The organism is Herbiconiux sp., from assembly GCF_023264855.1.
Lineage (GTDB): Bacteria > Actinomycetota > Actinomycetes > Actinomycetales > Microbacteriaceae > Herbiconiux.
On the sequence record NZ_JAHFUW010000010.1, the window covers coordinates 72,451 to 97,789 of the forward strand.

Genomic DNA, 25,339 nt, shown 5'->3' on the forward strand with positions numbered 1-25,339 from the left:
TCAGCCCTTGGTGAGGTCGCGACGCGACGAACGGAAGATGAAGATGGTCACGATCAGGCAGAGGATCGTCAGGAGCAGCGCGATCGAGCTCCCGTAGCCGTACTCGCCGTAGGTGAACGAGGTCTGGTACATGTACAGGGTCAGCGGTGTCGTCGCGCTGCCCGGCCCGCCGTTGGTCAAGGCGAGGATCGAGTCGAAGACCTTGAGCGTGCCGTTGATGCTGAAGATGATCGACGAGAGCAGCACCGGGAGCGACAGCGGGATCACGATGTGACGCACCAGCTTCCAGCCCGATGCGCCGTCCAGCCGCGCCGACTCGAGGGTCTCTTCGGGGATGTCGACGAGACCGGCGTAGAGCAGCACGGCGTAGAAGCCCATCGACCGCCAGACGTCCATCATGATGATCACCCAGAACGCCGAGTCGGGGCTGCTGAACCAGTCGACCGAGGGGATGCCGACGGTGTTCAGCAGAGAGTTGACCAGCCCGTTCTGCGGCACGATCTCGAACAGCTTCTGGAACAGCAGGGCCACGGCCACGGTGGGCAGCACCACCGGGAAGAAGACGAGGGTGCGCACGAGCCCGGAGGCGCGACGCAGCCAGAACACGTACATCAGCGAGAGCAGGTAGCCGAAGACCACCTGGAGCACGGTGAGCACGAAGGCGTATTTGAGCGTGAAGACGAGCGCCTCGAGCACTCGGGGATCGGTGAACAGGTGCGCCAGGTTGTCGAAGCCGACGAAGGTGAACCCGGTGATCGGGTTGCCCTCGAACACCGTGTAGCCGAGCGACCACAGGATCGGGACGAGCATGACGAGGGTGTACACCAGCAGGGCCGGCCCCAGGAGGATGGTGATGGCGCGCCAGTCGCCGAGTACGCGATTCATGAGTGCTTTCTTTGGTCGTCCGGAGAGATGGGGAGGGGGCGGGCGCGTCCCCGGCGCGCCCGCCCCGGTCGGGTCAGTTGCCGAGGTCGGCCTGCACCTTGGCCATGAAGTCGGCCGGGGACAGGGCGCCCGTCGCCAGCTGCGATCCGTTCGTCTGGCTGGTGGAGGTGGCCTTGGCATTGAAGAGCGCCTCGAACCAGAGCACGCTCTCGGGGCTGGCCGCGGCGGCATCCTGGATCGTCTGGGTCAGCGGAGGCAGGTCGGCGACCGGCGTGTTGACGGTGAAGCCGGTGATGACGCCCTGGTTCTTCAGCGAATCGGTGCCGAAGTTGTCGCCGATGCAGGTGAGCCAGTCGCCGACCTTCTCGTCGTACGCGGAGGCCGACATGCCCAGCGGCACACCGATGTTGGCGGCGAGCTGGTCGCTGCTGCCGCCGCCGCCCTCGACCTCGGGGAACGGGATGAAGCCGATGTTCTCGGCGCCGATCTTGTTCTGCGCCGGGTCGTTGAATACCGAGAGGATCCAGCTGCCCATGTAGAACATGCCGGCCTCGCCGTTCACGAACTGGTTGACGGCGGTGGTGTAGTCGATCGATCCCACCGAGGGGCCGAAGTCACCGGCGGCACCCAGATCGGCGACGGCCTGGGCGGCTGCGACGTACTCGGGGTCGGTGAGCTTCGCCTCGCCGTCGGCGACCTTCTGCATCGCGTCGGGCCCGAGCGTGCGGTAGATGTAGTTGCCGAGCAGGCGCGTGACGGGCCAGCCGTCTTTGCCCGCCGTCGACAGGGGGGTGACGCCGGCGGCCTTCAGGCTGTCGGAGGCGGCGAGCAGGTCGTCCCAGGTGGCGGGCGCCTGGATGCCGTTGTCGGCGAAGATCTTCTTGTTGTACCAGATGCCCTCGACGTTGAACTCGGTGGGCAGCACGATCTGGCTGCCGTAGAGGGCCTCGATGGTCGACTTGGCGGCCGGGATGATGTCGTCGGCGATGCCGAGGTCGTCGAAGGTCGATCCGATGTCGAGGACCTGCCCGCCGGAGTCGAGGTCCTTGATGACCTGGGGCGAGTTGCCCGCGGCGAAGACCACCGGGAGGGCGCCCTGCCCGCCGAGCAGCTGCAGCTGCTGGTCGATGCCGGCCTGCGGCTGCGTCGTGATCGAGAGCGGCAGTGCCTCCTGCTGGGTGGCGCACGCGCCGGTGCTGAGACCGGTGAGGGTGTCTTGCACTGCCGTGTTCTCGGCCAGCGACAGATAGGAGAACTCCGTCGGCGCGGAGCCGCCGGAGCCGTCGCCGCTGCCGGAGCAGGCGGTGAGCAGAAGGGTGCCTGCTCCGATCAGGGCCGCGACGGGTACGACGCGACGGCGGACGTTCTTGGCTGCTGTGGTCACTATTCCTCCTTGAATGTGCGGGCGGAGTGCGCCCGGCGCGCCTTCATTAGAGCGCTTCAATTCGGGATGTTACGGGGGCGTCATCCGTCTGGACAAGGCAGATCGGGGCTCATCCGATCGCTGCTGTGAATACCGGCCATCGACGAAATGGATCGTTTCACTCAGGAGCGGGCGATGGATGTCCGCGGCCCGTTATGGTGTGGGGGTGTCGACCTTCAATTCTGTGCCGCCCGGGGCGGGCATCTCAGATGTGGCCCGGTTGGCCGGCGTCTCGCAAGGCACCGTCTCGAACGTGCTGAACCACCCCGAGCGGGTGGCGACGGCGACCCGGGATCGGGTCCGTCAGGCGATCTCCGCTCTCGCCTACGTGCCCAACGGCGCCGCCCGCTCGCTGGCGGCGGGGGGCAGCCGGTCGATCGGGCTCATCCTGAGCGATCTGGAGAACTCGCTCTTCGTCGACATCGCGCGCGGAGCGGAGCGGGCCGCTGCCGAAGCGGGGATGAGCCTGCTGCTGGCCAACAGCGACGGCCGGCTGGAGAGCGAGGACCGATACCTCGACCTGTTCGCCGAATCGCGGGTGCTCAGTACGCTGCTGACCCTGAACGACGACCAGCACTTCCGTCAGATCGTCGGCCGGGTCGCCGATTCGCGCTCTCTGGTGCTGCTGAACTTTCAGGTCGATCCCGCGGAGTACTGCAGCGTCGACGGCCACAACGAACGTGGAGGCTACCTCGCGACCCGGCACCTGATCGACATCGGCCGGCGCCGGCTCGTGTTCGTCGGCGGCCCGGATTCACTGCGGCCGGTCTCCGAGCGCCACCGCGGGTTCTCGGCGGCCCTGGCCGAATCCGGTCTGACAGCCGCCGCCGACGTCACCCCCGATTGGATCAACCGCTCGGACGGATGGCGCGTGGGAACGGGCCTGGTCGAGGCCATCGCGGCCGGCCGGATCGACGGCATCGTGGCCGCCTCCGACCTGCTCGCCGCCGGAATGCTGCAGGCCTTCGCGACACTCGGCCGGGTTCGGGTTCCCCACGACGTGGCCATCGTCGGGTACGACAACAACCAGGCCGCCTGGGACTCGCCCGTGCCGATCTCGACGATCGGCCAGCCCGGCGAGGAGATGGGCTATCGGGGGGCGCGACTGGCGATGGAGGAACTCGTCGAGGGCGATGCCCACCAGCACCGCGCCGTCGTGCTCGAGCCGACCCTGATCGTGCGCGAGAGCACGGTCTCGTGACCGACCCGGAACTCGGCTAGCGTTCATCCGTGGAGTTGTCGACGATCGACCTCAATCTGCTCGTGCCGCTGAGAGCGCTGCTCGAGGAGAAGAGCGTCAGCCGTGCGGCGGAACGCCTGCATCTCAGCCAGCCCGCGGTGTCGGCCTCCCTGAGCCGGCTGCGCCGCTACTTCGACGACGAACTGCTGATCCGCGCGTCCAACGCGTACCATCTGAGCCCGCTGGCCGAAGACCTCCTCGCCGAGCTGCCCGCGGTCGACGAGCTCGTGTCACGGCTGTTCCGGCTGGAGCAGTCCTTCGATCCGGATGTCACCACCCGGCGGTTCCGCATCATGTGCTCCGACTACGTCACGGCCGTCATCGGTGCCGAGCTCTCGCGCATCATCTCCGAGGCCGCCCCGGCGTCCCAGGTGAGCTTCGAGACCGTCTCGGACAACTACGTCGACGGCGCGCCCGACACCCTCCGCGACATCGACGGGATCGTTCTGCCGCACGGCTATCTGCAGCTGAACGATCCGCTGGATCTGTTCGAGGACGAGTGGGTGTGTCTGCTCGATCGCGAGAACCCGGCGGCCGAGGGGCTGACGGTCGACACCTTGGGATCGCTTCCCTGGGCGGCCACCTACAGCGGCCGCACCTCGGTGACGACGGCCGCGCGGCATCTGCACTCCATCGGCATCTATCCGGCCACCCAGGTCGTCACCCGCAGCTTCCTCGCCCTGCCCGATGTGATCGAGGGAACGTCGCGGGTGGCGTTCTTGCCGAAGACCCTGGTCGGGCGGGCGCTGCGGAACCCCCGGATGGCCGTGGTCGACTGTCCGGTCGAGCTGCCGACTCTGCGCCACGCGTTCTGGTGGAGCCAGGCCCGGGAGAAGGATCTGGGGCACCAGTGGCTCCGGCAGCGGCTGAGCGAAGCGGCGCAGTCCGTCGGACGGTAGCCGGAGGGCGAATGGCCGAATCGGATCATCGGCAGGGCGATCTCTGACCTGGGTCAGGGCCTCGGTGTGAGGGACGAATTCTCGCTCAGACCGGGTACCGCGTCTGCGAGCTCGGAGAGTTCCGGGATCTCGCGGGCAGCACGCAGAGCATCGGTCAGCGAGGCGTCGTCGAGGGACTGCACCTCGGCCAGGACGTCGGCTCCGGCTCGAGTCAGCTCGGTGTAGATGCCCCGCCGGTCGTCGTCGCAGAGGATGCGCCGGAGGTATCCGCGGTTCTCCAGGCGGGTGACCAGGCGTGTGGTGGCGCTGGGGCTCAGGGCCGTCGCCCGGCTGACCTGCTGCATCCTCATGTGCCAGGAGCCGGGTTGGCGGCTGAGAACGCTGAGCATCGTGGCTGCATCGTGGCCGCACTGTGTCATGGTGCATTCTTCGGGATCGGATCCGTCGTTGCCGGCAGCATGATGGCGCCGGAGAAGAAGGCCAGCGCCATCGCTGCCATGTTCACCGGGTTGACCGTCTCGAACGTCCTCGGCATCCCGCTCGGCACGTTGCTTGGTCAGGCCTTCGGCTGGCGCTCGACGTTCTGGGCCATCACGATCATCGGTGTCATCGCATTCCTCGGCATCCTCGTCCTCGTCCCCTCGGTGGGACGAGGAGAATCGGGATCGACGATCCGCGACGAGCTGCGCACCTTCCGGTCCGGCCGCGTCTGGGTGTCTCTCGCCGTGACGGTCTTCGGTTAGGGCGGGATGTTCGGCGCATTCACCTACATCGCGTACGACAGCGGGGTCACCCTCGTGGTGCTCGTGATCCTGACGGTTTCGCTCGCATCAGGCCGTCGTGTTCTGGCTGACGCTGTCAACTAGGATCTGGGGATGACCTCTCGCGCTGAATCCGCTGCGGCTACGGGACGGGCGCTGCTGGATGCGGCTTCCGGCCTGCTGGGCGAGGGAGGGCCTGAGGCGGTCACGCTGAGGGCTGTCGGCGCACGGGCCGGCGTCTCGCGAGGAGCCCCGTATGGCCACTTCGCCGACAAAGAGGATCTCCTCACGGCACTGGCGATCGCGGGATGGGCGAAGCTCACCGCTGACCTCGAGGCGATCCGGGCCGATACCGCCCCGTCCCACCGGGACAGGCTCCACCGGGCGGTCTTGGTCTTCCTGGCTGTCGGTCGGGAGGAGCCGCATCTCTACGCCCTGATGTTCACGACGCCGTCTCGGGATCCGGAGACCCTGATCGGCGCCGCGTCCGGCGCGCAGGACGCATTCCTCGCCATCGTCGCCGACGTCGTCGGCTCGGACGACGCGCGATCTCGCGGTGCTCTGCTGATGTCGAGCGCTCACGGGATAGCGGGCATGGAGAGCAGCGGGCAGCTCGGCGAGGCCAAATGGGGCGTCACGGGGGACCGGCTCGTGGAGCAGCTCATCGCCCTGCTCTGAAGGTCGCGCCGAACGGCGGAGCTGCCGGCGCCACTTAACTTGACACTGTCACATCAGTAGTCGTACCGTATTCATATGACATCGTCACATGAACGCATCCACCTCGCCATCGTCACCGGAGCGTCCTCCGGCATCGGCAAGGCCACGGCCGAGCGCCTGGCGGCCGACGGTTTCCACGTGCTCGCCGGCGTGCGTAAGCAGTCGGATGCCCGCACGCTCGCCGCGCCCGGCATCGAGCCGATCATCCTCGACGTCACGGACGCCGATCACATCCGAGCGCTCGTGAACCGGGTGACGCACGACCCCGACGGCCGCACCCTCCGTGTGCTCGTCAACAATGCGGGCGTCGCCGTGAACGCGCCGATCGAAGTGCTCTCGCTCGAGGACTGGCGGTTCCAGTTCGACGTCTCCCTCTTCGGCCAGGTCGCCCTGATCCGGGCTCTGCTCCCGGTGCTCCTGTCCACCCGGGGCCGGATCGTGAACGTCACCTCGGTCGGCGGCCGGGTGGCGATGGCCAATTTCGGCGCCTACTCGGCCGTGAAGTTCGCCATGGAGGCCCTGTCGGACTCGCTCCGCCGGGAGATGGAGCCGTTCGGTGTCTCGGTGGTCAAGATCACCCCTGGGGCGGTGAGCACGAATCTCACCGAGAGCGGTCTCGCCGCCGCATCCCGGATCGCCGACACGATGACGGCCGATCAGCGCCTCCGCTACGACGAACTCGGCCGTGCCTTCACCGCCCAGGCCGAGGGCTTCGCCCGCGACGGCGTGACCCCCGAGCGCGCTGCGGGAGTCATCTCGAAGGCCGTGGCCGCCCGCCGGCCCAAGACCCGGTACACGATCGGGCGGGACGGTGCGATGTTCACCTTCATGCCGCGGATCGTCAGCGACCGGATGCTCGACAGCATGCTGCGCAGCCAGAACAAGAGCCTCGCGAAGTCGAAGGCGTGACTCCGGTGAGGACTCCGTCGCCCCGGCCATGCAGTCGATCTGGTCTCGGTATTCCGAGGCCGCCGCCTGCCGGTCGTGCTCGCCGCCGTCAACGGCATTCCGGCCGGCAGGACGGTCCACCAGAGCGGTGGGCGCGAGTGCCCGCCGCGCAGCCCCGAACTCGACCACAGGCCGACGATGTACTCCTCACCCGACGCGCCTGGAGTACCTTCGGCGGCATCGGGCTCGACTCCTGCCTCCGCGGACTCGGTGTGACGCAGGTCGTGCTGGCCGGGCTCAGGACGAGCTTCGGTGTCGAGTCGACCCCTCGTGCCGCCCACGACCTCGGCTACGACGCCGTTCATCGGGCGAGCTTTGGATGCTCCGAGAGCTCTGCGAGCGGGCGGCTCTCCCAGCGCGCCCAGTCGCTGCTGATGGCGCTCGCCGCGGTGAGCAGCGCGGGCAGGTGCTCGTCGATCAGGGTCTCCACACTCGTCTCGGCAGCGTGGGCGTTCACGTTGACGGCTGCCACGACACGACCCGATCCGTCGCGCACCGGTGCCGCGACCGAGCGGATGGCGGGACCGAGCTGCTGGTCGGTGAGGGCCCAGCCGGCGGCGCGCACCTCGCGCAGCGAGGCGAGGGTCTCGTCGCGCTCCGGGCTCGAGGCCGTCACCACGGTCGACCGCGTGGGCAACGCGAGCACCCGGTCGAGCTCGGCCGGGTCGAGCGCGGCGAGCAGCACCTTTCCGAGCGACGTGACGGGGGCCGGGAAGCGGGTGCCGATCGACACCGACAGCGTCACCAGCTTGGGCACGGCCACGCGGGCGACGTACACGATGTCGGAGCCGTCGAGCTGGGCCAGCGAGCACGACTCGCCCGTGCGCACGCTCAGCTCGCTGAGATGGGGGCGGGCGATCTCCCAGATGCTGCTGGCCGAGACGTAGGCCATCCCCAGGTCGAGCACCCGGGCCGTGAGCGAGAACGTGCCGGCGTCGGAGCGCACGTAGCCGAGCTCGTCGAGGGTGAGCAGGATGCGGCGCACGGTGGGGCGGGCCAGTCCGGTGGCCGCCGCGAGCTCGGCGAGTGAGCGGTTCTGACCCGTGCTCCCGAACGCCGTGATGACGTCGAGCCCACGGGCCACGGCCTCGATGAAATCCGGCCCTGTCGAGTCTCGCATGGCCCTCCCGGCCGTTCGTCCGTTATTCGCCTGACCCTTTCCTACCGCATGAATACTGCCTTGGGAACACACGAACCGGCTCTTGACACGTCCATACGGATGCAATTGGCTGTGGTTATCCGCACAGCGGACAGTTGACCGGAATCGATCGAGGAGTCTTCATGGCCACGCCCGCCGACCTCCCGGACCCCGTCTCGGGGCCGCTCGACGGGTTGCTCGTGGCCGACTTCTCGCGGGTGCTGGCCGGTCCGTTCGCCACTCAGCAGCTGGCCGATCTCGGCGCGACCGTCGTGAAGGTCGAGAGTCCGGCCGGCGACGAGACCCGCTCCTGGGCCCCGCCCGAGCGCGACGGGGTCTCGACCTACTACCTCGGCATCAACCGCAACAAGTTCGACGTGGTGCTCGACTTCGGCGACGAGGCCGACCGCGCCGTCGCTCTGGAACTGGCCTCGCGGGCCGACATCGTGATCGAGAACTTCAAACCCGGCGGCCTGGCGCAGTTCGGGCTCGACTACGACTCCGTCGCCGCCGTCAATCCGGCCGTCGTCTACGCCTCGATCAGCGGCTTCGGCAGCGCGGGCGGGGCGGCGCTGCCGGGCTACGACCTGATCGTGCAGGCGATGTCGGGCTTGATGAGCCTCACCGGATCGCCCGACGGCCCCGCCTACCGCAGCGGCGTCTCGGTGTTCGACGTGATGACCGGCATGCAGGCCACGATCGGCATCCTCGCCGCCCTCGAGCACCGGCACCGCTCAGGCGAGGGGCAGCACATCGAGGTCAACCTGCTCTCGACGGCGCTCGCGGCGATGGCCAACCACAGCTCGACGTACGTCGCCGGGGGAGCGGTGCCTTTTCGCATGGGCAACGCGCATCCGAGTCTCTTCCCCTACGAACCACTGCCCGCGAGCGACGGCGAGATCGTGGTGGTGGCCGCCAACGACGGCCAGTTCGCGCGCCTCGCCGACGCGCTCGGGCGGTCGGAACTGGCCGGCGACCCCCGGTTCGCACGCACGGAAGACCGCAACCGCAACCGCGAAGAGCTGCGTCCGCTGCTGGTCGAGGCGCTCGCGGCGCACACGATCGCCGAGTGGTTCGACATCCTCACCGAGGCCGGCATCGCCTGCGGGCCGATCACCACCATCGACGGCGGGGTGGCGCTCGCCGAGCGCCTCGGGCTCGAGCCCGTGGTACAGGTGGGGGAGGGCGAGCGGGCGGTGCCCGTCATCCGCAATCCCATCCGCTTCTCGCGCACGCCGGCCCGGTACGTGGCGGCGCCGCCGACGCTGGGAGAGCACGACGCGCTGATCCGCGACTGGCTCAGCGCCCCGTCATCCGTTCTGCCCGACCTGACCTCAGGAGGCCCCCGTGGCTGAGTACCCCACCGGCATCGGCACGAGCGACACCGAGTCGATCTCGCTGCTCGGCCACGACCTGGCCGGCGAACTGCTCGGGCAGATCTCGTTCGGCGAGCTGGCCTACTGGCTCGCGACCAAGCGCCGGCCCACGCCCGGGCAGCTGCGGGTGTTCGAGGCGGTGCTGGTGTCGCTCGCCGACCACGGGTTCACCCCCACGGCGATCGCCGCGCGGCTCACCTACTACAGCGCCCCGGATTCGCTGCAGGGGGCCATCGCCGCCGGACTGCTCGGCGGCGGTTCGCGCTTCCTCGGCGTGACCGAGGACACGGGGCTCTACCTGCACGGCATCGTCGAAGGGCTCGGCGACACCACCGGCTGGACCGCCGACCGGTGGGACGCCGCCGCGCTCGCCGCCCTGAGCGAAACCCGATCTCAGGGCGGCAAGATCCCGGGGCTCGGGCATCCGGTGCACAAGAACGGCGACCCGCGCACGCCCGTGATCATCCGGATCGCCGAGGACAGCGGGGTCAAGGGCCCGCACCTGGAGCTGTTCGAGGCGATCGGACGCGTGCATCCCGAGCTGCTCGGGCGCACCCTCCCGCTGAACGGCGCCGGGGTGGCTGGAGCCGCACTCGCCGACGCCGGACTGCCGGTCGACCTGCTGCGCGGCTTCGCCCTGCTGGCGCGCACCGCGGGCCTCATCGGGCACCTCGCCGAGGAGCGCGAGAACCCGATCGGGCCGGCCGTCTACGCCGAGGTCGACCGCAACGCCGTCTACACGCCGCCATCGGCATCCTGACGCCCCCGAACGAGCGGATGCTGCGGGCTGAGAGCGGCAGGCGGGACTTCGCTGCACCGGCGTGCCAGGATCGGGTATGGCCGATCGACTGATGCTGCTGGACACCGCCTCGCTGTACTTCCGGGCGTTCTACGGGGTGCCCGACAGCATCCGGAGGGCGGACGGTACGCCGGTGAACGCCGTGCGGGGGCTGCTCGACATGATCGCGCGGCTCGTGGTGGACTACGACGCCGGGCTGCTCGTGGCGTGCTGGGACGACGACTGGCGGCCGCAGTGGCGGGTGGATCTGATCCCCAGCTACAAGGCGCACCGGGTGGCCGAGACGGTGGCGGATGCTCCCGACGTGGAGGTGGTGCCCGACCCCCTCGAGGCGCAGATCCCGATGATCCGCGAGGTGCTCGCGCTCGCGGGGATCGCGGTGGTGGGCGCGGCCGAGCACGAGGCCGACGACGTGATCGGCAGCTACGCGACCGGGGCCGCGCATCCGGTCGATGTGGTGACCGGCGATCGCGATCTCTTCCAGCTGGTGGATGACTCGCGCGACGTGCGGGTGATCTATACCGCGAGAGGCATGAAGAACCTCGAGGTGCTGACCGCCGAGGTGGTGGTGGGCAAATACCGCGTGCTGCCCGAGCAGTACGCCGACTTCGCCACGCTGCGCGGTGACACGAGCGACGGGCTGCCGGGAGTGGCGGGTATCGGCGAGAAGACCGCCGCCGGGCTGCTGGGGGAGTACGGCACGCTCGACGGGCTGCTCGCGGCGGCGGCCGATCCCGAGGGTGGGGTGTCGGCATCCGTGCGGGCGAAGCTGGAGGCGGCGGCCGACTATCTGGCCGTGGCACCAACGGTGGTGAAGGTGGTACGCGATCTCCCACTGCCGACGCTCGAGGAGGCCGGGGCCCGGCTGGCACCCGTCTCGGGCGAGGATCGGGCCACGCTCGAGCAGCGCGCGGAGGAGTGGAACCTGGGGAGCTCGGTGAAGCGGCTGCTCGCCGCGCTGGACACGCGCGGCTGACCGTCTTGAATAGACTCGGCGTCGTGACTGTTGACGCCGGCGTGACCACCTCCCCGCTCCGATGAGCCGCATCGTCTTCGCTCCCGACAGCTTCAAGGGTTCGCTGGATGCGCTCGCGGTGGCGCAGGCGCTCGCCGAGGGCTGGCGGGAGCACGATCCTGCGGCCGAACTCGTGCTGCGGCCGATGGCCGACGGCGGAGAGGGCACGGTCGCGTGCTTCGCCCTGGCCGAGCCGGCCGCACGGCGGATGCCCGTCGAGGTGCGCGGGCCGGATGGCCGGAACCGAAAGGCCGAGTGGCTGCTGTTGCCCGGCGGCGAACGCGACCCCGGCGGAGTCGGCGTGGTGGAGCTCGCGAACACCTCGGGCATCGAGCTGCTGGGCGAGCGGCGCCTGCCCGACGACGCCGACACCACATGCTTCGGCCAGGCCATCGAGGCCGCCCTCGACCACAGCGTCTCGCGACTCGTGCTCGGCATCGGGTCGAGCGCCTCGACCGACGGCGGGCTCGGGCTTCTGCGAGCCCTGGGCGCGACGTTCACGGATGCCGCCGGCGCGCCGGTGGCCCCGGGGGCGCGCGGACTCGCCTCGCTCGCGGCGGCCGACCTGTCGGGGCTCCGGCCACTGCCCGACGGCGGAGCGTCGGTGATCACCGACGTGACCAATCCGCTGCTCGGGCCGGAGGGCGCCGCCGCGGTGTTCGGGCCGCAGAAGGGGCTGGATGCCGACGGCGTGCAGCGCGCCGACGAGGGGCTGCGGCGGTTCGCCGACCTGCTCGGCGGCGATCCGGGCGAGCCCGGTGCCGGTGCCGCCGGCGGTACGGGCTTCGCTCTGCGTCTGTGGGGTGCGCAGCTCGCGCCCGGGGCCGAGGCGATCGCCGGGCTCATCCGGCTGCGGGAGGCGGTCGCCGGCGCCGACCTGGTGGTGACGGGGGAGGGTCAGTTCGACACCCAGTCCCTGGCGGGGAAGGTTCCCGGCGCGGTCGCCGCGATCGCCCGCGAGGCGGGGGTGCACGCCGCCGTCGTGGCCGGACGGATCGCTCCGGGCGCCGACTCCTCGGGCTTCGCGCACGCGCTCTCGCTGACCGAGCTCGCCGGCAGCCCGCAGCAGTCGATGGCCGAGCCCGCGCGCTGGTTGCGCCGTGCCGGCGCGCTGCTCGCCGAGGCGACCACGGCGCGCTGAGTCGCAGTCGCAGCCGCGGCGACGGCGCCGGAGACGACGCGCTACTGCGGGGACGCCGCGGCTGGGGTGGCCGCTATGAGCTGCAGGAGCAGGGCACCCGCGGGGCGGAGGGGGTCGATGAGGTCGAAGTGACCGGCGCCCTCGAGCACCCGGAGGTCGATCCGCGGGTCCCGTGCCGCGTAGGTGCGGCTGAAGTCCACGGGCACGTCGTCGTCGGCGGTGCCGTGCATCAGGGTGGTCGCGGTTCCGGCCTCGGTGGGCGGAGGGAGCCGCATCGGGTCGGCGGCGGCCAGGCGCTCGGCGAAGCCCGGGCGGTCGCGGTGCAGGAGCTCGCCCACCGCATCCTGGCTCAGGCGGAGGCGCCCGGCCTCGACCAGGTCGAGCACCCCGGCGAGAGCGATCACGTGCGCGACCCGCGCTTCGGGCACGCTCTGGCTCCAGAGCGCGAGGTGGCCGCCGGCCGAGTGGCCGATCAGGGTCGTGTCCGCGGCGCTGAGCTCGTGTCCGAGGGCATCACCGTCGAGGCCGGCCCGGGTGCGCAGGTCGCGCTCCACCGGATCGCCGTCGAGGCCGGCCCCGGTGCGCCGTTCGCGCACCAGGAGATCGCCGACGATGCCGGGCACGGTCCGGATGCCGAGCAGCACGTCGTCGAAGGTTCCGGGATGCCCGCCGCCGCCTTCGCCGACCCGGCGGTACTCGAGCAGGGCGACGGCGTGCCCGCCCGCGGCGATCGCCTCGGCGAGCGGGCGCAGGTGCACACGGTCGTAGCGGGCGCGCCAGAATCCGCCGTGCAGCGCGAGCGCGAGCCCCCGGACCGGCCCGTCCGGCGGCAGGAACAGGTCGGCCACCTGCGAGGGGCCCGGCCCGTAGCGCAGCACGTGGTCGGGTTCGCGGGCGCTGCGGCTCAGCACATCCGTCATCATCGCGCCCGAACCGGCTCGGCGATCGACCGCTGCAGCACGCCGTTCGTCATCGCGCAGGCGCAGGCGACGCGAGCGACTGCCGGATGGCGTCGATCACGGTCTCGACCTCGGCGAAGCTCGTCGACAGGGGCGAGAGACCGAGGCGGATGCCCGCGGGCGGCCGGAAGTCGGGGATCAAACCGCTCTCCCAGAGCTCGGCGACGAGCGCCTTGAAGGACGGGTGGTCGATGGTGATGTGGCTGCCACGCACCGCACCGTCGCGCGGGGTCGAGAGCGTCACGCCGAGCGGCGCGAGCTTCTCGTCGTACTGCTCGATCGCGAACCCGGTCAGCGCGAGCGACTTCGCCCGGATGGCGTCGATGCCCACCTCCTCGATCAGGTCGAGCATCGACTGCATGGCGAGCATCCCCATGATCGGCGGGGTGCCGCTGACGAAGCTCCGGATGCCGGCGGCCGGCTCGTAGCCCTGCGCCATCTCGAACGGGCGCCGGTCGCCCATCCAACCCCAGATCGGCTGGGTGGCCGCATCCTGCAGCGCGGAGGACACATAGAGGAAGGCGGGCGAGCCCGGCCCGCCGTTGAGGTACTTGTAGGTGCAGCCGGTGGCGAGGTCGACACCCCAGGCGTCGAGCTCGATCGGGATGGAGCCCGCCGAGTGGCAGAGGTCCCAGAGCACGAGCGCGCCGTGATCGTGGGCGAGAGTGGTGATCGCCGGCACATCGGCGACGTGCCCGGAGCGGTAGGCGACGTGGCTCAGCACGAGCACCGCGGACTGCGGGCCGAGAACGGCGGCGACGTCGTCGAGGCGCACCCCGGTGCTGGCATCCGTGTCGATCCAGCGGATGCTCGCCCCGGTCTCGGCGGCGATGCCCTCCACCACGAAGCGGTCGGTGGGGAAGTTGCCCCGGTCGATCACGATCTCCGAGCGGTCGGGGCGAGCGGTCAGCGCCGCGCGGATCAGCTTGTAGAGCGACACCGTGGTGGAGTCGGCGACCACCGTCTGGCCCGCGGCGGCGCCGAGGGTGGCCGCCGCGATCCGGTCGCCGAGCGTCTCCGGCAGGCGCATCCAGCCCTCGTCCCAGCCCCGGATGAGCCGATCGCCCCACTGCTGCTCGAGAAAGGCGGTCATGACGGGCACGAGCGCCTTCAGCGGGCGGCCGAGCGAGTTGCCGTCGAGGTAACCGCGCACCGAGGCGTCGTCGGTGCCGATGAACGCGTCGCGGTAGTGGCGGAGCGGGTCGGCGCGGTCGAGGTCGGCGGCGGTGGGGCGACCGGTGGAGTCGCCGTGCGGGGTGGTCGTGGTGGTCAGGTTCGTGCTCATGCTCAGCGTCCGATCTCGGTGCGAACCGCGAACAGTTCGGGGAAGAAGGTCAGGTCGAGGGCGCGCTTCAGGAAGTCGACACCGCTGGAGCCGCCGGTGCCGGTCTTCATGCCGATGGTGCGCAGCACCGTGCGCAGGTGCCGGAAGCGCCAGAACTGGAAGTTCTCCTCGAGGTCGACGAGCTCTTCGCAGGCCTCGTATATCGCCCAGTGCTTGTCGGAATTCTCGTAGATCTCGACGAACACCGGCAACAGCGCCTCGGTCATGGTGTGCGCCACGGTGACGTCGCGCTCGAGGATCTCGGCGGGGATCGCGAAGCCCTTGCGCGCGAGATGGCGCAAGAACTCGTCGTACACGCTCGGCGCGTTCAGCAGCTCCTCGAGCACGGCCCGGGCCCCGGGCTCGGCATCGAAGACCTTCAGCATGCCCGCGTTCTTGTTGCCGAGCGCGAACTCGACGGCGCGGTACTGGTACGACTGGAAGCCCGAGGAGTTCGCGAGCGAGTCGCGGAACTGCGCGTACTCGCTCGGCGTGAGCGTGGCGAGCACCGACCACTGCTCGGTCATCGTCTTCTGGATGTGCTTGACCCTGGCCAGCTTCTTCAGCGCCGCCGCGAGGTCGTCGGCCGCGATCAGCGCGCAGGCCGCCCGCAGTTCGTGCAGCACGAGCTTCAGCCACAGCTCGGTGGTCTGGTGCTGGATGATGAACAGCAGCTCGTCGTGGTGCACCGGGTCGCTCACCGGGTTCTGCGCGCTCAGCAACGTGTCGAGCGACAGGTACGAGCCGTAGCTCATGCGGCCGTGCAGGTCGGTGACGACGGTCGGCTCGATCTCACGCGTGTTGTCGGTCATGAGGCGATCATAGATCACTTTGGTGACGCGCGTCAGGATTGCGTCTTATGCATGAAAGCCTGGCGCACGAAGGCGGCGCTCGGTTCGGCGAGCTGCTCGTGCAGCGTGCGGAAGAGCCTGCTGCTGCGCTCGCCGGGCCAGTCGGCGGGGAGGAGTTCCGGGGGCAGCCCGGGGTCCACGTACGGGATCACCCGCCAGCTGTCGATGCTCCGGATGTAGCGCCCGAACGCCTCGCGGGGGCCGAGTCCCTCCGCCGGTGGGGCGATGTCGGCCTCGTGCTGGGCGAGGAACTCCTCGTGATGGGCGCGCAGGGCGTCCAGATCCCACCAGCGGGCCACGGCCTCCGCGAGGGAGCCCTCGACCCGGGGCGCTTCGCTGATCAGCACGGTCGCGTATTCGCGCAGGCCCAGGTCGCCGAGGATCTCCTCGACCTCGTCGGCGAGGTACTCCGGGCCGATCCAGAGCGCCGGTGAGATGGTGCCGAAGCCGATCCAGTGCAGGCGGCGGCGCAACTGGTGGCGCTGGTCGCGCCGGTTCTCGGGGATCGAGAACGAGAGGGCGCACCAGGCGCTGTCCGGGGTCATGGTGCGGGGGTGGTAGATGCGTCGGTCTCCGCGCTCGAGCATGCCCGTGGCATCCGGGGCCAGGGCGTAGCCGGCCACCTTGCCCCGGGCTTCCGGCACCAGCAGCCCGCGCTTCTTCACCCGGGCCACCGCCGTTCGCGCCCGCGGTGCGGAGACGCCGAGCGCCGCCATCAGCTCGAGCAGGTGCGGGAGGGCGATCCAGCCGCCGAGCTCGCGCAGCGACACCCCGACGGTGGTGCGCAGCAGCGAGGTGGCGCTGCCCGGCCGTGAGTCGAGGTCATCGAGGATCTCGGCCACGCTCACCCGCTTCCGGCACCCACAGCTCGTCGATCGGGAGCTCGCGGTTCAGGATGCGCGACGCCGCCCGGTGGCCGGAGCAGAGCGCCGCGGTCACCGTGGCCGGGTCGTCGGTCCAGGTGGCCTCGCCGGCCAGGTGCAGCACGCCGCCGATCGGGGTGGCGAGATCGTCGTGGTCGGCCGTCGTCGAGCCCACCGTCATGTAGGCGTAGGAGCCGTGGGCGAAGGGGTCGTCCTGCCAGGCCGTGCGGTGCACACGGGCCGGGGCCGGAACGGCGTCGCCGTAGAGGCGGCGCAGCTGCTCGAGCACCGAGGCGGCCACCTGCTCGTCGCTCCAGTCGCGCGTGGCGACGGCGGCCGGACCCGCGGCGAAGGTGAGCAGGGTCGGTGTGCCGTGCAGGGCGGTGAGGTCGTACCAGGAATGCCACCAGGCGGCCTCCGGGCCCTGCTGGCGGATGGCATAGACGCCGTCGTCCCAGAATTTCTCGTCGAAACGCAGGAACACCTTCTCGAACGCGTTCATCTGCAGCCGGCCGAGGGCGGCGGCGACCGGATCGGGGAGCGCCGGCTCGATCCGGAAGGCCTCCGACTTCAGCACGCTCACGGGCACGGTGACCACGGCGGTCGCGGCCGAGAAGTCGCCCTCGGGTGTGCTGACGACGACTCCGTCGGCCGACCAGCCGACGTGGGTGACCACGTGCTCCAGCCGCACATCGAGGCCCTCCGCGAGGCCGTCGGCGAGCTGTGCGTACCCCTCGGGGAACACGACTTCGTCGCCGTCGATCGAGTCGTCGTCGAGGCCGTGCGCGGCGAGATCCTCGATCCAGGCGCCGTACTGCTCCTCCGAGCGGTGCTCGAGGTACTCGCGCACGCGGGCAGCGCGCTGCTCGTCCCAACCCTGACGGGCGATCGCCTCCTCGGTGACGTCGCGGTAGGAGGCATCCGGGGCCGACGATGCCACCACCGTGGCGAGCGTGGCATCGACCGTGTGGATGTCGTCGGCGAAGGCCTTGGCGTCCTCGTCGGGGAGCCGCGTCGCATCCGGAGCGTAGTACGCGATGGGGCGGCTGTCGGGCTGGTAGCCGCCGACGGTGAACTCGACGGTGCGCAGACCGAAGGCCTCGGCCGCCGCAGCGACCGGGCTGCCGTCGATGCCGTGGATCCAGGAGGCGCCGAGGTCGGTGGCCTCGCCGTCGCTGCGATCGGTCCACACCCGCCCGCCGATGCGGTCGCGGGCTTCCAGCACGACGACCCGTCGGCCGTTCCGCTGCAGCAGCCGGGCGGCGGCCAGTCCCGCGATCCCTGCGCCCACCACGATCGTGTCGAGGTGCTCCATGGTCCGACCCCTCTCTGCGGGAGGTCCGTTCCTGCCGCCGCTCCCACCCTACGAGTCCGCGGCCCCGGTTCGGGCCGCGTCAGGTCGCAGGATCGCATGGAAACGAGGCGGTTTGCACGTGATCCTGCGACCCGGGCGAACGGATGAGGGGCCGCCCCTCGCGGGACGGCCCCTCACTGGGTGATCAGTTGCGCGCGGCGCGGCGGCGGATGATCAGCACCGTTCCGAGACCGGCGGCCAGCACGATCACGGCGATGATCCCGATGCCGAGAGCCGCGGAACCGGTGGCCGCGAGTCCTGCCGCCGAGCTGCTCCCGTCACCCGGCGCCGGCGTGCTGCCGGGGTCGGTGGGCACGGGGGTGTCCGTCGGAGCGACGGTCGGCGTCGGCGTGGGGGTCGGCTCCGGAGCGGCCTGCGTGGTGACGACCGACACCAGCGTGTACGCGCCGGTGTCGCCGTAGGCGACCGCACCCAGGAAGCGGGCGGGCCCGTCGAGACCGGTCCAGGATGCCGCGTACTCGATCGGCTGGCCCGAGACCACGGCGAGCGTGGCCGGACTGACCGTGAGGTCGCCGGTGGCGTCTCCCGTGCCGAGCGCGTACTCGACCAGGTCGAACGTCGCCTCCGACTGACCCGAGGGCGCCGCGTAGACGTCGGCCCTCACCTGGTAGGTGCCCGGCTCGGGGTTCTCGATGTCGACGCGCTCGTCGGCCGATCCGGTCGCCGAGACGTACGACTTCGACGGCTTTCCGGCGTCGTCGAGCAGGTCGACGTAGAGGTCGAGGTCGGCCGTGTCGTCGATCGCGTCGAGATCGAAGCGCGCGAAGCTCGTGCCCTCCTCGATCGTCGTCGTCGAGGTGAACTGCTTGCCCGCGGGCAGGGTGCCCGAGTGGCCGTCGGCCGCACTCGTGTCCTCCACGAGCGAGCCCTCGGCCAGACCCGTGACCGACAGCGGCAGGTCGCCGTCGATGCCCGGCGTGATCGGCACGGTGACGCTGCCGGTGTTGCCCTCGCCGCTGACCTCGTAGGGGGCGGCGATGGCCACCGGGCGCACCGCGATCGGGCTGCGGACCTCGCCGCCGGCCTCGTTCGTCCAGGTGAGGTACCCGGTCGCGAACTCGTCCAGCGGAGCATCCGTCACCGCGAAGCTCACCGTGTAGCTCGCGGTCTCACCGGGGCCGCTGAAGCTCAGCGTCGACGGGGTGACCGTGGTGTCCACGCCGTCGACCGAGACGTCGGCGGTGTAGGTGCCCGCGGCGGTGGAGGTGACCGTGCGGGTCACCGTCTGCACGCCGGCCAGGGAGCCGATGGCGATGGAGGCCTGGTTGAGGTCGGAGGGGTCGATCGGGTCGATGCCCGTCGGCTCGGTGAAGACGTAGCCCTCGCCCTCGAGGAAGGCGATCCAGTCGGGCACGCCGCTGTCGTAGACCAGACCCGGGTCGAGCATCCGGGTCGGGTCGACGTGGCCCGCGCCCTGGGCGAAGACGTCGCTCGACGCGCTGCCGTCCTGGTTCACGGTGTCGTAGGCCGAGGTCATCATCGACGACTTGATCGTCGACACCGAGGCCGTGGGGTACCGGGTGAGGTACAGGGCGGCGAGACCGGCGATGTGCGGGGCGGACATCGAGGTGCCCGACTCGAACTGGAAGGTCGCGTCGTCGCCCTGGGCGTTCGCGCCGTCGGCCAGGATCGAGACGCCGGGCGCCGAGATGTCGGGCTTCAGCACGTCGGCGCCGTCGGCCTCCGCCGGTCCGCGCGACGAGAAGCCTGCGACCTGGGGGGTGGGGCGCTCGACGCCGGAGGTGTTGCCCTGCACGAGCGTGACCGTGGCGCCGGGAGTGGCGGCGTAGGCGTAGATCGCGTCGTAGGCGTCCGAGTCGATCTGGATCGAGGGCACCGAGTGGTCGTCGGCGTGGTCGGCGTTCGGGAACGGGTTGACCAGCAGCATGCCGGCGCCGCCCGCGCGGGCGACCTCGGCCGACTTGGAGACCCGGGCGGTGACGCCCGCCTCGCACACCACGACCTTGCCCGCGGTGAGCGCGGGGTCGAGGGAGTCGGCGTCGCAGATCGTGGCGGCATCCGCCTCGACCCCGTCGCCGGCCACATCGGCGCTCAGCACGATCGGGGCTTCCACCGGCTCGTGCACGGTGATCGAGGACCCGGCGAACTTCTGGCCGTCACCGAGCTCGGCGGTGGCCATGTAGGTGGGGATGGAGGAGGCGGCCACCGTGGTGTACCACGGCGAGGCGTGGTCGAGGGTGGAGGCATCCGGACCCGAGTTGCCGGCCGAGGCGGACACGAACACGCCGGCCGCGGCCGCACCGAAGAAGGCCTGGTCTTCGAGGGCGAAGGTGGAGGTGGCCGAGCCGCCGCCGATCGAGTAGTTGATCACGTCGACGCCGTCGGCCACGGCCTGGTCGATCGCCGCGAGGATGGACTCGGTGTAGCAGCCGTCGTCGGTCTCGACGCCGTTGCCGTTCCAGCACACCTTGTACTCGGCGACCTTGGCGGCCGGGGCGACGCCCGAGATGTCGCCGAAGTCGTAGTCGCCGATGGTGGCGTCGACGTCGGCGTTGCCCGCCGCGGTCGAGGTGGTGTGCGAACCGTGACCGTCACCGTCGCGGGGCGAGAGGTACTCGGGCCGGTCGGGGGTGCCCACGAGGTCGTAGAGGGCGGTGGGCAGGAACCAGCTCGCGCCGATCAGTTTGGTGTTGCACTCCTCGCCGGTCCACTGCTGGTCGGCGTCGAGGCCGGCCTGGCAGATGCCCGAGTAGGTCTGGCCGTCGGACTTCTCGAACACGATCCGGCCGTCGGCGAGATACGGATCGGCGCCTGCCGCGCTGCCGAGTGCAGGCCCGGCGAACGAGGGGTTCTCGGGCGCGATGCCCGAGTCGATGTCGCCGACCACGATGCCGGCTCCGGCCGCCTGCTGGCCGCCGAGCTCCGCCCAGACGCCGTCGTCGCCGGTCAGACCGAGGAAGTCGGTCGACGAGACCTGGCCGGTCTCCGGAAACGGGGCGAGGGCCGCCGCGTCCGAGGGGGCCGCGGGGGCTGCGGCAGTGGCGGCGACCGCAGCTTGAGCCGCGCGGTCGAGGTGCTGCACCTCCGACTTGGTCACGGCCGCCACGTCTTTGCGGGCGGCCAGCGCCGAGGCCTGGTCGCCGGTGAGGTTCGCCGAGAAGCCGTTCAGGGTGAGCGTGTAGCTGTAGCCGACGGATGCGCCGACCGCGGCCGCGACGGCCGTCTGCGTGCTCTCGAGGTGGGCTGCGTAGGCCTCCACCGCGGGGGCGGACGCGTCGAGCTGACGCGCACCCTCCGGGGCCGTCTTCTCGAAGCCCTTGTCACCGGTGTAGGTGGCGGCCGGCTCGTCGACGAGGGTGACGATGTAGGTTCCGTCGCCGTACGACACCGGCGCGGACGGGCCGCTGGCGGGCTTGGTGGGCGATCCGCCGGGAACCGGGAGGGCGGAGGCGGGTGCGAAGGCGAACGATCCGGCGGCGATCACCCCCGCCACGGCGACGACGGCGCCGAGGGCTGTGGCGCGGCCTCTGCGGCCACCTGACCCTCTCCTCGCGATGACGGGATGCGGTGGCAACGCAGGAGTACGGCGCACGTAGCTCAGCTTTCTTCGTAGGGACACGCCGATCGCCCTGTCAGAACGGCGCGAGGCGCCGAGGTGAACATGTGGATCGGGTGGGAATGTCCTCCGATTATGCGGAGATTTCTTTCCCCGCGGAAGTCTTTTCCTTTTGCGAACGATCCCGTACTATCACCCCCGTTCGAGGGGGCGCGTCTCCAGACGGGGAATGACGTTTAGTCTCGGAGGATGACCGATCCGGCGCTCATCGCCCCCGTCGCCGCGCCCGAACTGCACGTCGCCACCGTGAACATCCGGCTCCGGCTGGGGATGCGCCCGCGCAGCGCCGACCGATGGTCGGTGCGCGCGCCGGCGCTGGCCACGCTGCTCGCCACGGAGCGGCCGCACCTGATCGGCACGCAGGAGGTGCTGCCCGACCAGGCCAGGGTGCTGAAGACCGCCCTCGGCGAGGACTACCGCCGGATCGGGTACGGCCGTGACGCCGACGGGCAGGGCGAAGGATGCCCGATCTACTACGACGGCACCCGTCTCGAGCTGCTGAGCTGGAGCCAGCAGGCGCTCTCGGACACGCCGGACGAGCCCGGGTCGACCAGCTGGGGCAATCGCACACCGCGCATCGTGGTGGCCGCCGAGTTCCGCGACCGGGCCACGGCGACCTCGTTCCTCGCCGTCAACACGCACTTCGACAACTCCTCGCGCGGGTCGCGGCTGCGCGCCGCGGAGGCCGTGCGCGTCCTCGTGGCCGGCCAGGGACTGCCCGCCGTCGTGACGGGCGACCTCAACAGCGGCGAGGGCACCACCACCCTGCAGGTCTTGCTCTCCCTCGGTGAACTGCAGGATGCCTGGGTCGCCGCGCGCACGCGCCTCACTCCCGAGTGGGGCACGTTCCCGAACTACCGTCGCCCCCGGCTCGGCCGTAAGCGCATCGACTGGATCGTGGTGACGCCCGACGTGACCGTCGAGCGCATCGGGATCAACACCCGCCGCCCCGGAGGTGTCTGGCCCTCCGACCATCTGCCCGTGCAGGCCGTGCTGCGGTTTCCTGCCGCGGCTGCGCCTGCCGCCGGGCCCAGTGCCTCTCTCTAGGGCGCGACCGGCGGGGTCGTGCTCATCTCCAGACCGGGGGAGGCCTGCATCCGGGTAGGCGGCGTGTAGTTCTGGAAGGCGTCGACGAGCTCGTCGATCGAGTCGGAGAAGCGCAGCATGCCGGTGTAGCGGGGGTGCGTGAAGCCGCGGTCGCGCATCCCGTCGACCAGCGCGATCAGCGGATCGTAGTACCCCGCCACGTTGAGGAAGCCGCACGGCTTCTCGTGGATGCCGAGCTGGGCCCAGGTCCACTGCTCGGTGATCTCCTCGAGCGTGCCGGGGCCGCCCGGCAGCGCCAGGAAGGCGTCGGAGCGCTCGGCCATCATCAGCTTGCGCTCGTGCATCGTCTCGACGATGTGCAGCTCGGAGACGGCGGCGTGCGCCACCTCGCGCTCGTGCAGCGAGAGCGGGATGACACCCGTCACGTGGCCGCCCGCGGTCATCGCGGCATCCGCCACCGCCCCCATCAAGCCCACGTGCCCGCCCCCGAACACCACGCCGATGCCGCGCTCGGCCAGGGTGCGGCCCACCTGCCGGGCGGCCTCCAGGTAGACCGGATCGTTGCCGGTGGCCGATCCGCAGAACACGGCGATGGTGAAGGGGCGGTTCTCGTCGGTCATGGGATTCCTCCGGTTCAGTAACGGGCGAGGCCCAGGTGGTCGCGCAACTGCGTTCCGGTGTATTCGGTGCGGAAGATGCCGCGGCGCTGGAGTTCGGGAACGACCCGCTGCGTGAAGTCCTCCACGCCGGTCGGGTAGTGCGTGGGAACGGCCAGGAAGCCGTCGCAGGCGTCGGCCTCGCGCCACTGCTGCATCGTGTCGGCGATGGTGGCGGGCGACCCGATCATCTTGAGGTAGCTGCCCTCGGCGAAGTAGCGGGCGGTCTCGAGGATCGACAGCCCGTCACGGCGGGCCACCGACATGATCGCGGCGCGGTGCGACTTGCCCGCGTTCGACTCGGGCAGCTCGGGCATCGGGCCGTTCAGGTCGTGCCGGCGGAAGTCGTAGCCGCCGGACAGCGGGATGAGGTTGCTGATGGCGAGGTCTTCGGGGATGAGCGCCATCATCTCGTCACGGAGCGCCGCGGCCTCCTCGTCGGTCGCGCCGACGATCGGGGTCATGCCCACCAGCACCTTGATGGTCTCCGGGTCGCGCCCGAAGGCGGCGGCACGGGCCCGGATGTCGTCGCGGAACGCCCGAGCCTCCTCGAGATCGGACTGCAGGGTGAACACCACGTCCGCGGTGCGTGCCGCGAGCGCGCGCCCGGGCTCGGAGGAGCCGGCCTGGAAGATGACGGGCCGCACCTGCGGGCTCCGGCCCAGGGTGAGCGGGCCGCGCACGGTGAAGTGCTCGCCCTCGTGCTGCAGGAAGTGCATCTTCTCGGGGTCGAAGTAGGTGCCGGTCTCTTTGTCGCGCACGATCGCATCCGGTTCCCACGAATCCCAGAGGCCGGTCACGACGTCGACGAACTCCTCGGCCCTCTCGTAGCGCGCGGCGTGGGCGAGGTGGGCTTCGAGGCCGAAGTTCTGCGCCTCGTCCTCGTTGAACGAGGTGACGAGGTTCCAGCCGGCCCGCCCCTTGCTCAAGAAGTCGAGCGACGAGAAGCGGCGGGCGGTGTTGTAGGGCTCGTTGAAGGTGGCCGTGGAGGTGGCGGCGAGGCCCAGGTGGCTGGTGTGCATCGCGAGGGCCGGCAGCACCATGGTGGGGTCGAAGTGGATCGAGCGCGGGTTGGCCACCCCGTAGGTGTCGCCGTTCAGGATGTCGTTGCTGCGGCGCACGGCCGCCCCGTCTTCGAAGAAGATGGCGTCGAGCTTGGCCGCCTCGGCGAGCTGGGCGGCGCGCACGTAGTGGTCGATGTCGAGGTCGAACTCGGGGATCGCGTCGGGCAGGCGCCAGGCGCCCAGGTGGTAGCCGGGGAAGAGGAACAGGGCGAGGTTGAGCGTCTTGGCTGACGTCGCGGTGTCGTCGGTCATCGGGAGGAGTCTTTCTGAATCGGCACAGCAGGAATCGGCGGAGGGCGACGGATGTCGCGGCTACCGATTGCCGTGTGCGATCGCGCCCCGGTTCCAGCGCGACGGGTAGCTCGAGGACTCGTGCTCGGTCATGCTGGCTCCTTCCCGGCTGGCGGCGGCTCGTGATCAGCACTGTAGCCAGGCCAGGTTTCGGGCGGATTACGCGAGTGCGACGCCCCGGCTGCGTGCCGCCCGCCCGATCTGGAACGCGAGCAGCGCGAGTGCCACCGAGAGGGCGCCCGCCACCGGCACCGCCGAGCCGCCGCCGCTCGCGAGGGCGAGGGCGCCGAGCGGGGGCGCGAGCGCGATGCCCGCATACATCGCCGTGGTGTACCAGGAGAGCGCCACCCCGGCAGTGGCGGGCTCGATCTCGATCAAGCGGTGCTGCAGGGGCATCGAGGCACCGTTGGCCGAAGCGCCCCAGACGGCGAACAGGATGCCGGTCAGCACGAGGTTGCCGGCGGCCAGGGGGAGTGCGGCCAGGGCCACGACCTGCGTGCCCAGCACCGCGCCGGTCACCCTGCGGTTGCCGAACCGGTCGGTGAGCCGCCCGGAGAGGATGGTACCCAGCACCCCGGCGAGGCCGAAGGTGAGCAGCAGCACGGCCAGCAGTCCGCCCGATCCGCCGGTCGCCGCCTGCGTCACGGCCGAGCTGTAGATGTAGACCACGTTGAAACCGCACACCAGCAGCAGGGTGGCGGCGAGGGTGAGCAGGATGCGCGGATCGGCCAGTACCGCGAAACGGCGGCGCACCGAGAGCACGGCTCCGATCGGCACGCCCCTCACGAACAGCGCGACGGCGGCGGCCAGCAGGGCGGCCAGCACCGCCAGAGCGATCAGCGGGGTGCGCCAGCCCGCCGAGGCGGCGATCGCGGTGCCGAGCGGCGCGCCGAAGGCGGAGGCCGCGGTGAAGCCGATCGCGACGACCGCGATCGCGCGGCCGCGTTTCTCGGCGGGCGCGAGCGAGGCGGCGGCCGCCGTGGCCGCGGG

Annotated in this window: 21 protein-coding genes and 3 pseudogenes; 11 read left to right on the forward strand and 13 right to left on the reverse strand. The window is 70.7% G+C overall.

Annotation, left to right across the window (positions count from 1 at the left end; translation table 11 throughout):
• Both Q0D75_RS06115 and Q0D75_RS06120 read right to left on the reverse strand, forming a co-directional pair.
• Positions 1-885 (reverse strand): sugar ABC transporter permease, encoded by an 885-nt coding sequence (locus Q0D75_RS06115; RefSeq protein WP_291050454.1) that lies wholly within the window; start codon positions 883-885, stop codon positions 1-3.
• A 73-nt stretch (positions 886-958) separates the two neighbouring features.
• Positions 959-2,269: an extracellular solute-binding protein gene (locus Q0D75_RS06120; RefSeq protein WP_291050456.1), complete on the reverse strand. Its 1,311-nt coding sequence runs from the start codon at positions 2,267-2,269 to the stop codon at positions 959-961.
• A 205-nt stretch (positions 2,270-2,474) separates the two neighbouring features.
• Here Q0D75_RS06120 and Q0D75_RS06125 point away from each other — a divergent pair, with 205 nt between their 5' ends.
• A complete protein-coding gene (locus Q0D75_RS06125) occupies positions 2,475-3,509 on the forward strand; it encodes a LacI family DNA-binding transcriptional regulator (RefSeq protein ID WP_291050458.1) in 1,035 nt (344 codons plus the stop codon).
• A 29-nt stretch (positions 3,510-3,538) separates the two neighbouring features.
• Positions 3,539-4,447 (forward strand): LysR family transcriptional regulator, encoded by a 909-nt coding sequence (locus Q0D75_RS06130; RefSeq protein WP_291050460.1) that lies wholly within the window; start codon positions 3,539-3,541, stop codon positions 4,445-4,447.
• 53 nt (positions 4,448-4,500) lie between these two features.
• Here the strand turns inward: Q0D75_RS06130 and Q0D75_RS06135 are convergent.
• Positions 4,501-4,839, reverse strand: a pseudogene (locus Q0D75_RS06135) (MarR family transcriptional regulator); the annotation flags it as partial.
• On the opposite strand from Q0D75_RS06135, the pseudogene Q0D75_RS06140 reads away from it, so the two are divergent.
• The 4 genes and pseudogenes from Q0D75_RS06140 to Q0D75_RS21015 all read left to right on the forward strand — a co-directional run.
• Positions 4,840-5,187 (forward strand): annotated as a pseudogene (locus Q0D75_RS06140) (MFS transporter); the annotation flags it as partial. It lies immediately after the preceding pseudogene.
• Positions 5,188-5,322: 135 nt separating this feature from the next.
• The gene (locus tag Q0D75_RS06145; RefSeq protein ID WP_291050461.1) at positions 5,323-5,886 is read left to right on the forward strand and encodes a TetR/AcrR family transcriptional regulator; all 564 of its coding nucleotides are present in this window, start codon (positions 5,323-5,325) and stop codon (positions 5,884-5,886) included.
• A 75-nt stretch (positions 5,887-5,961) separates the two neighbouring features.
• Positions 5,962-6,834, forward strand: a complete 873-nt coding sequence (locus tag Q0D75_RS06150) for an SDR family oxidoreductase (protein ID WP_291050462.1) — start codon at positions 5,962-5,964, stop codon at positions 6,832-6,834.
• Between the two features lie 5 nt (positions 6,835-6,839).
• A pseudogene (locus tag Q0D75_RS21015) lies at positions 6,840-7,163 on the forward strand (isochorismatase family protein); the annotation flags it as partial.
• An 11-nt stretch (positions 7,164-7,174) separates the two neighbouring features.
• Here Q0D75_RS21015 and Q0D75_RS06155 read toward each other — a convergent pair.
• Positions 7,175-7,993: an IclR family transcriptional regulator C-terminal domain-containing protein gene (locus tag Q0D75_RS06155; RefSeq protein WP_291050464.1), complete on the reverse strand. Its 819-nt coding sequence runs from the start codon at positions 7,991-7,993 to the stop codon at positions 7,175-7,177.
• A gap of 161 nt (positions 7,994-8,154) precedes the next feature.
• On the opposite strand from Q0D75_RS06155, the gene Q0D75_RS06160 reads away from it, so the two are divergent.
• The 4 genes from Q0D75_RS06160 to Q0D75_RS06175 all read left to right on the forward strand — a co-directional run bounded on the left by Q0D75_RS06160 (position 8,155) and on the right by Q0D75_RS06175 (position 12,342).
• Positions 8,155-9,366: a CaiB/BaiF CoA-transferase family protein gene (locus Q0D75_RS06160; RefSeq protein WP_291050466.1), complete on the forward strand. Its 1,212-nt coding sequence runs from the start codon at positions 8,155-8,157 to the stop codon at positions 9,364-9,366.
• Entirely contained in the window at positions 9,359-10,147 is a 789-nt protein-coding gene (locus Q0D75_RS06165; RefSeq protein ID WP_291050468.1) for a citryl-CoA lyase, read from the forward strand. The genes Q0D75_RS06160 and Q0D75_RS06165 overlap by 8 nt, the downstream gene beginning before the upstream one ends.
• Before the next feature lie 76 nt (positions 10,148-10,223).
• Positions 10,224-11,162, forward strand: a complete 939-nt coding sequence (locus Q0D75_RS06170) for a 5'-3' exonuclease (RefSeq protein WP_291050470.1) — start codon at positions 10,224-10,226, stop codon at positions 11,160-11,162.
• A 61-nt stretch (positions 11,163-11,223) separates the two neighbouring features.
• The gene (locus tag Q0D75_RS06175) at positions 11,224-12,342 is read left to right on the forward strand and encodes a glycerate kinase (protein ID WP_291050472.1); all 1,119 of its coding nucleotides are present in this window, start codon (positions 11,224-11,226) and stop codon (positions 12,340-12,342) included.
• 41 nt (positions 12,343-12,383) lie between these two features.
• Here the strand turns inward: Q0D75_RS06175 and Q0D75_RS06180 are convergent, their stop codons facing one another.
• The 6 genes from Q0D75_RS06180 to Q0D75_RS06205 form a co-directional block, all read right to left on the reverse strand.
• Positions 12,384-13,253 (reverse strand): hypothetical protein, encoded by an 870-nt coding sequence (locus Q0D75_RS06180; RefSeq protein WP_291050473.1) that lies wholly within the window; start codon positions 13,251-13,253, stop codon positions 12,384-12,386.
• 58 nt (positions 13,254-13,311) lie between these two features.
• The gene (kynU, locus tag Q0D75_RS06185; RefSeq protein WP_291050474.1) at positions 13,312-14,586 is read right to left on the reverse strand and encodes a kynureninase; all 1,275 of its coding nucleotides are present in this window, start codon (positions 14,584-14,586) and stop codon (positions 13,312-13,314) included.
• Between the two features lie 2 nt (positions 14,587-14,588).
• A complete protein-coding gene (kynA, locus tag Q0D75_RS06190) occupies positions 14,589-15,437 on the reverse strand; it encodes a tryptophan 2,3-dioxygenase (RefSeq protein WP_291050476.1) in 849 nt (282 codons plus the stop codon).
• Positions 15,438-15,469: 32 nt separating this feature from the next.
• Positions 15,470-16,318 (reverse strand): PaaX family transcriptional regulator C-terminal domain-containing protein, encoded by an 849-nt coding sequence (locus tag Q0D75_RS06195; RefSeq protein ID WP_291050478.1) that lies wholly within the window; start codon positions 16,316-16,318, stop codon positions 15,470-15,472.
• Positions 16,299-17,654, reverse strand: coding sequence for an NAD(P)/FAD-dependent oxidoreductase (locus Q0D75_RS06200; protein WP_291050480.1), 1,356 nt, complete (start codon positions 17,652-17,654; stop codon positions 16,299-16,301). The genes Q0D75_RS06195 and Q0D75_RS06200 overlap by 20 nt, the downstream gene beginning before the upstream one ends.
• Positions 17,655-17,838: 184 nt before the next feature.
• Positions 17,839-21,294 carry a S8 family serine peptidase gene (locus Q0D75_RS06205; RefSeq protein ID WP_291050482.1) on the reverse strand — a complete coding sequence of 1,152 codons (3,456 nt, stop codon included), beginning with the start codon at positions 21,292-21,294 and terminating at the stop codon, positions 17,839-17,841.
• A gap of 186 nt (positions 21,295-21,480) precedes the next feature.
• Here Q0D75_RS06205 and Q0D75_RS06210 point away from each other — a divergent pair, with 186 nt between their 5' ends.
• The gene (locus Q0D75_RS06210; RefSeq protein WP_291050484.1) at positions 21,481-22,338 is read left to right on the forward strand and encodes an endonuclease/exonuclease/phosphatase family protein; all 858 of its coding nucleotides are present in this window, start codon (positions 21,481-21,483) and stop codon (positions 22,336-22,338) included.
• Here the strand turns inward: Q0D75_RS06210 and Q0D75_RS06215 are convergent.
• The 3 genes from Q0D75_RS06215 to Q0D75_RS06225 all read right to left on the reverse strand — a co-directional run.
• Entirely contained in the window at positions 22,335-22,958 is a 624-nt protein-coding gene (locus Q0D75_RS06215; protein WP_291050486.1) for a TIGR00730 family Rossman fold protein, read from the reverse strand. The two genes, Q0D75_RS06210 and Q0D75_RS06215, sit on opposite strands and share 4 nt — an antisense overlap.
• Positions 22,959-22,972: 14 nt before the next feature.
• Positions 22,973-24,310 (reverse strand): LLM class flavin-dependent oxidoreductase, encoded by a 1,338-nt coding sequence (locus tag Q0D75_RS06220; RefSeq protein WP_291050488.1) that lies wholly within the window; start codon positions 24,308-24,310, stop codon positions 22,973-22,975.
• A gap of 198 nt (positions 24,311-24,508) precedes the next feature.
• Positions 24,509-25,339 (reverse strand): MFS transporter (locus Q0D75_RS06225; RefSeq protein ID WP_291050490.1); only part of this gene is annotated, 831 nt, incomplete at its 5' end.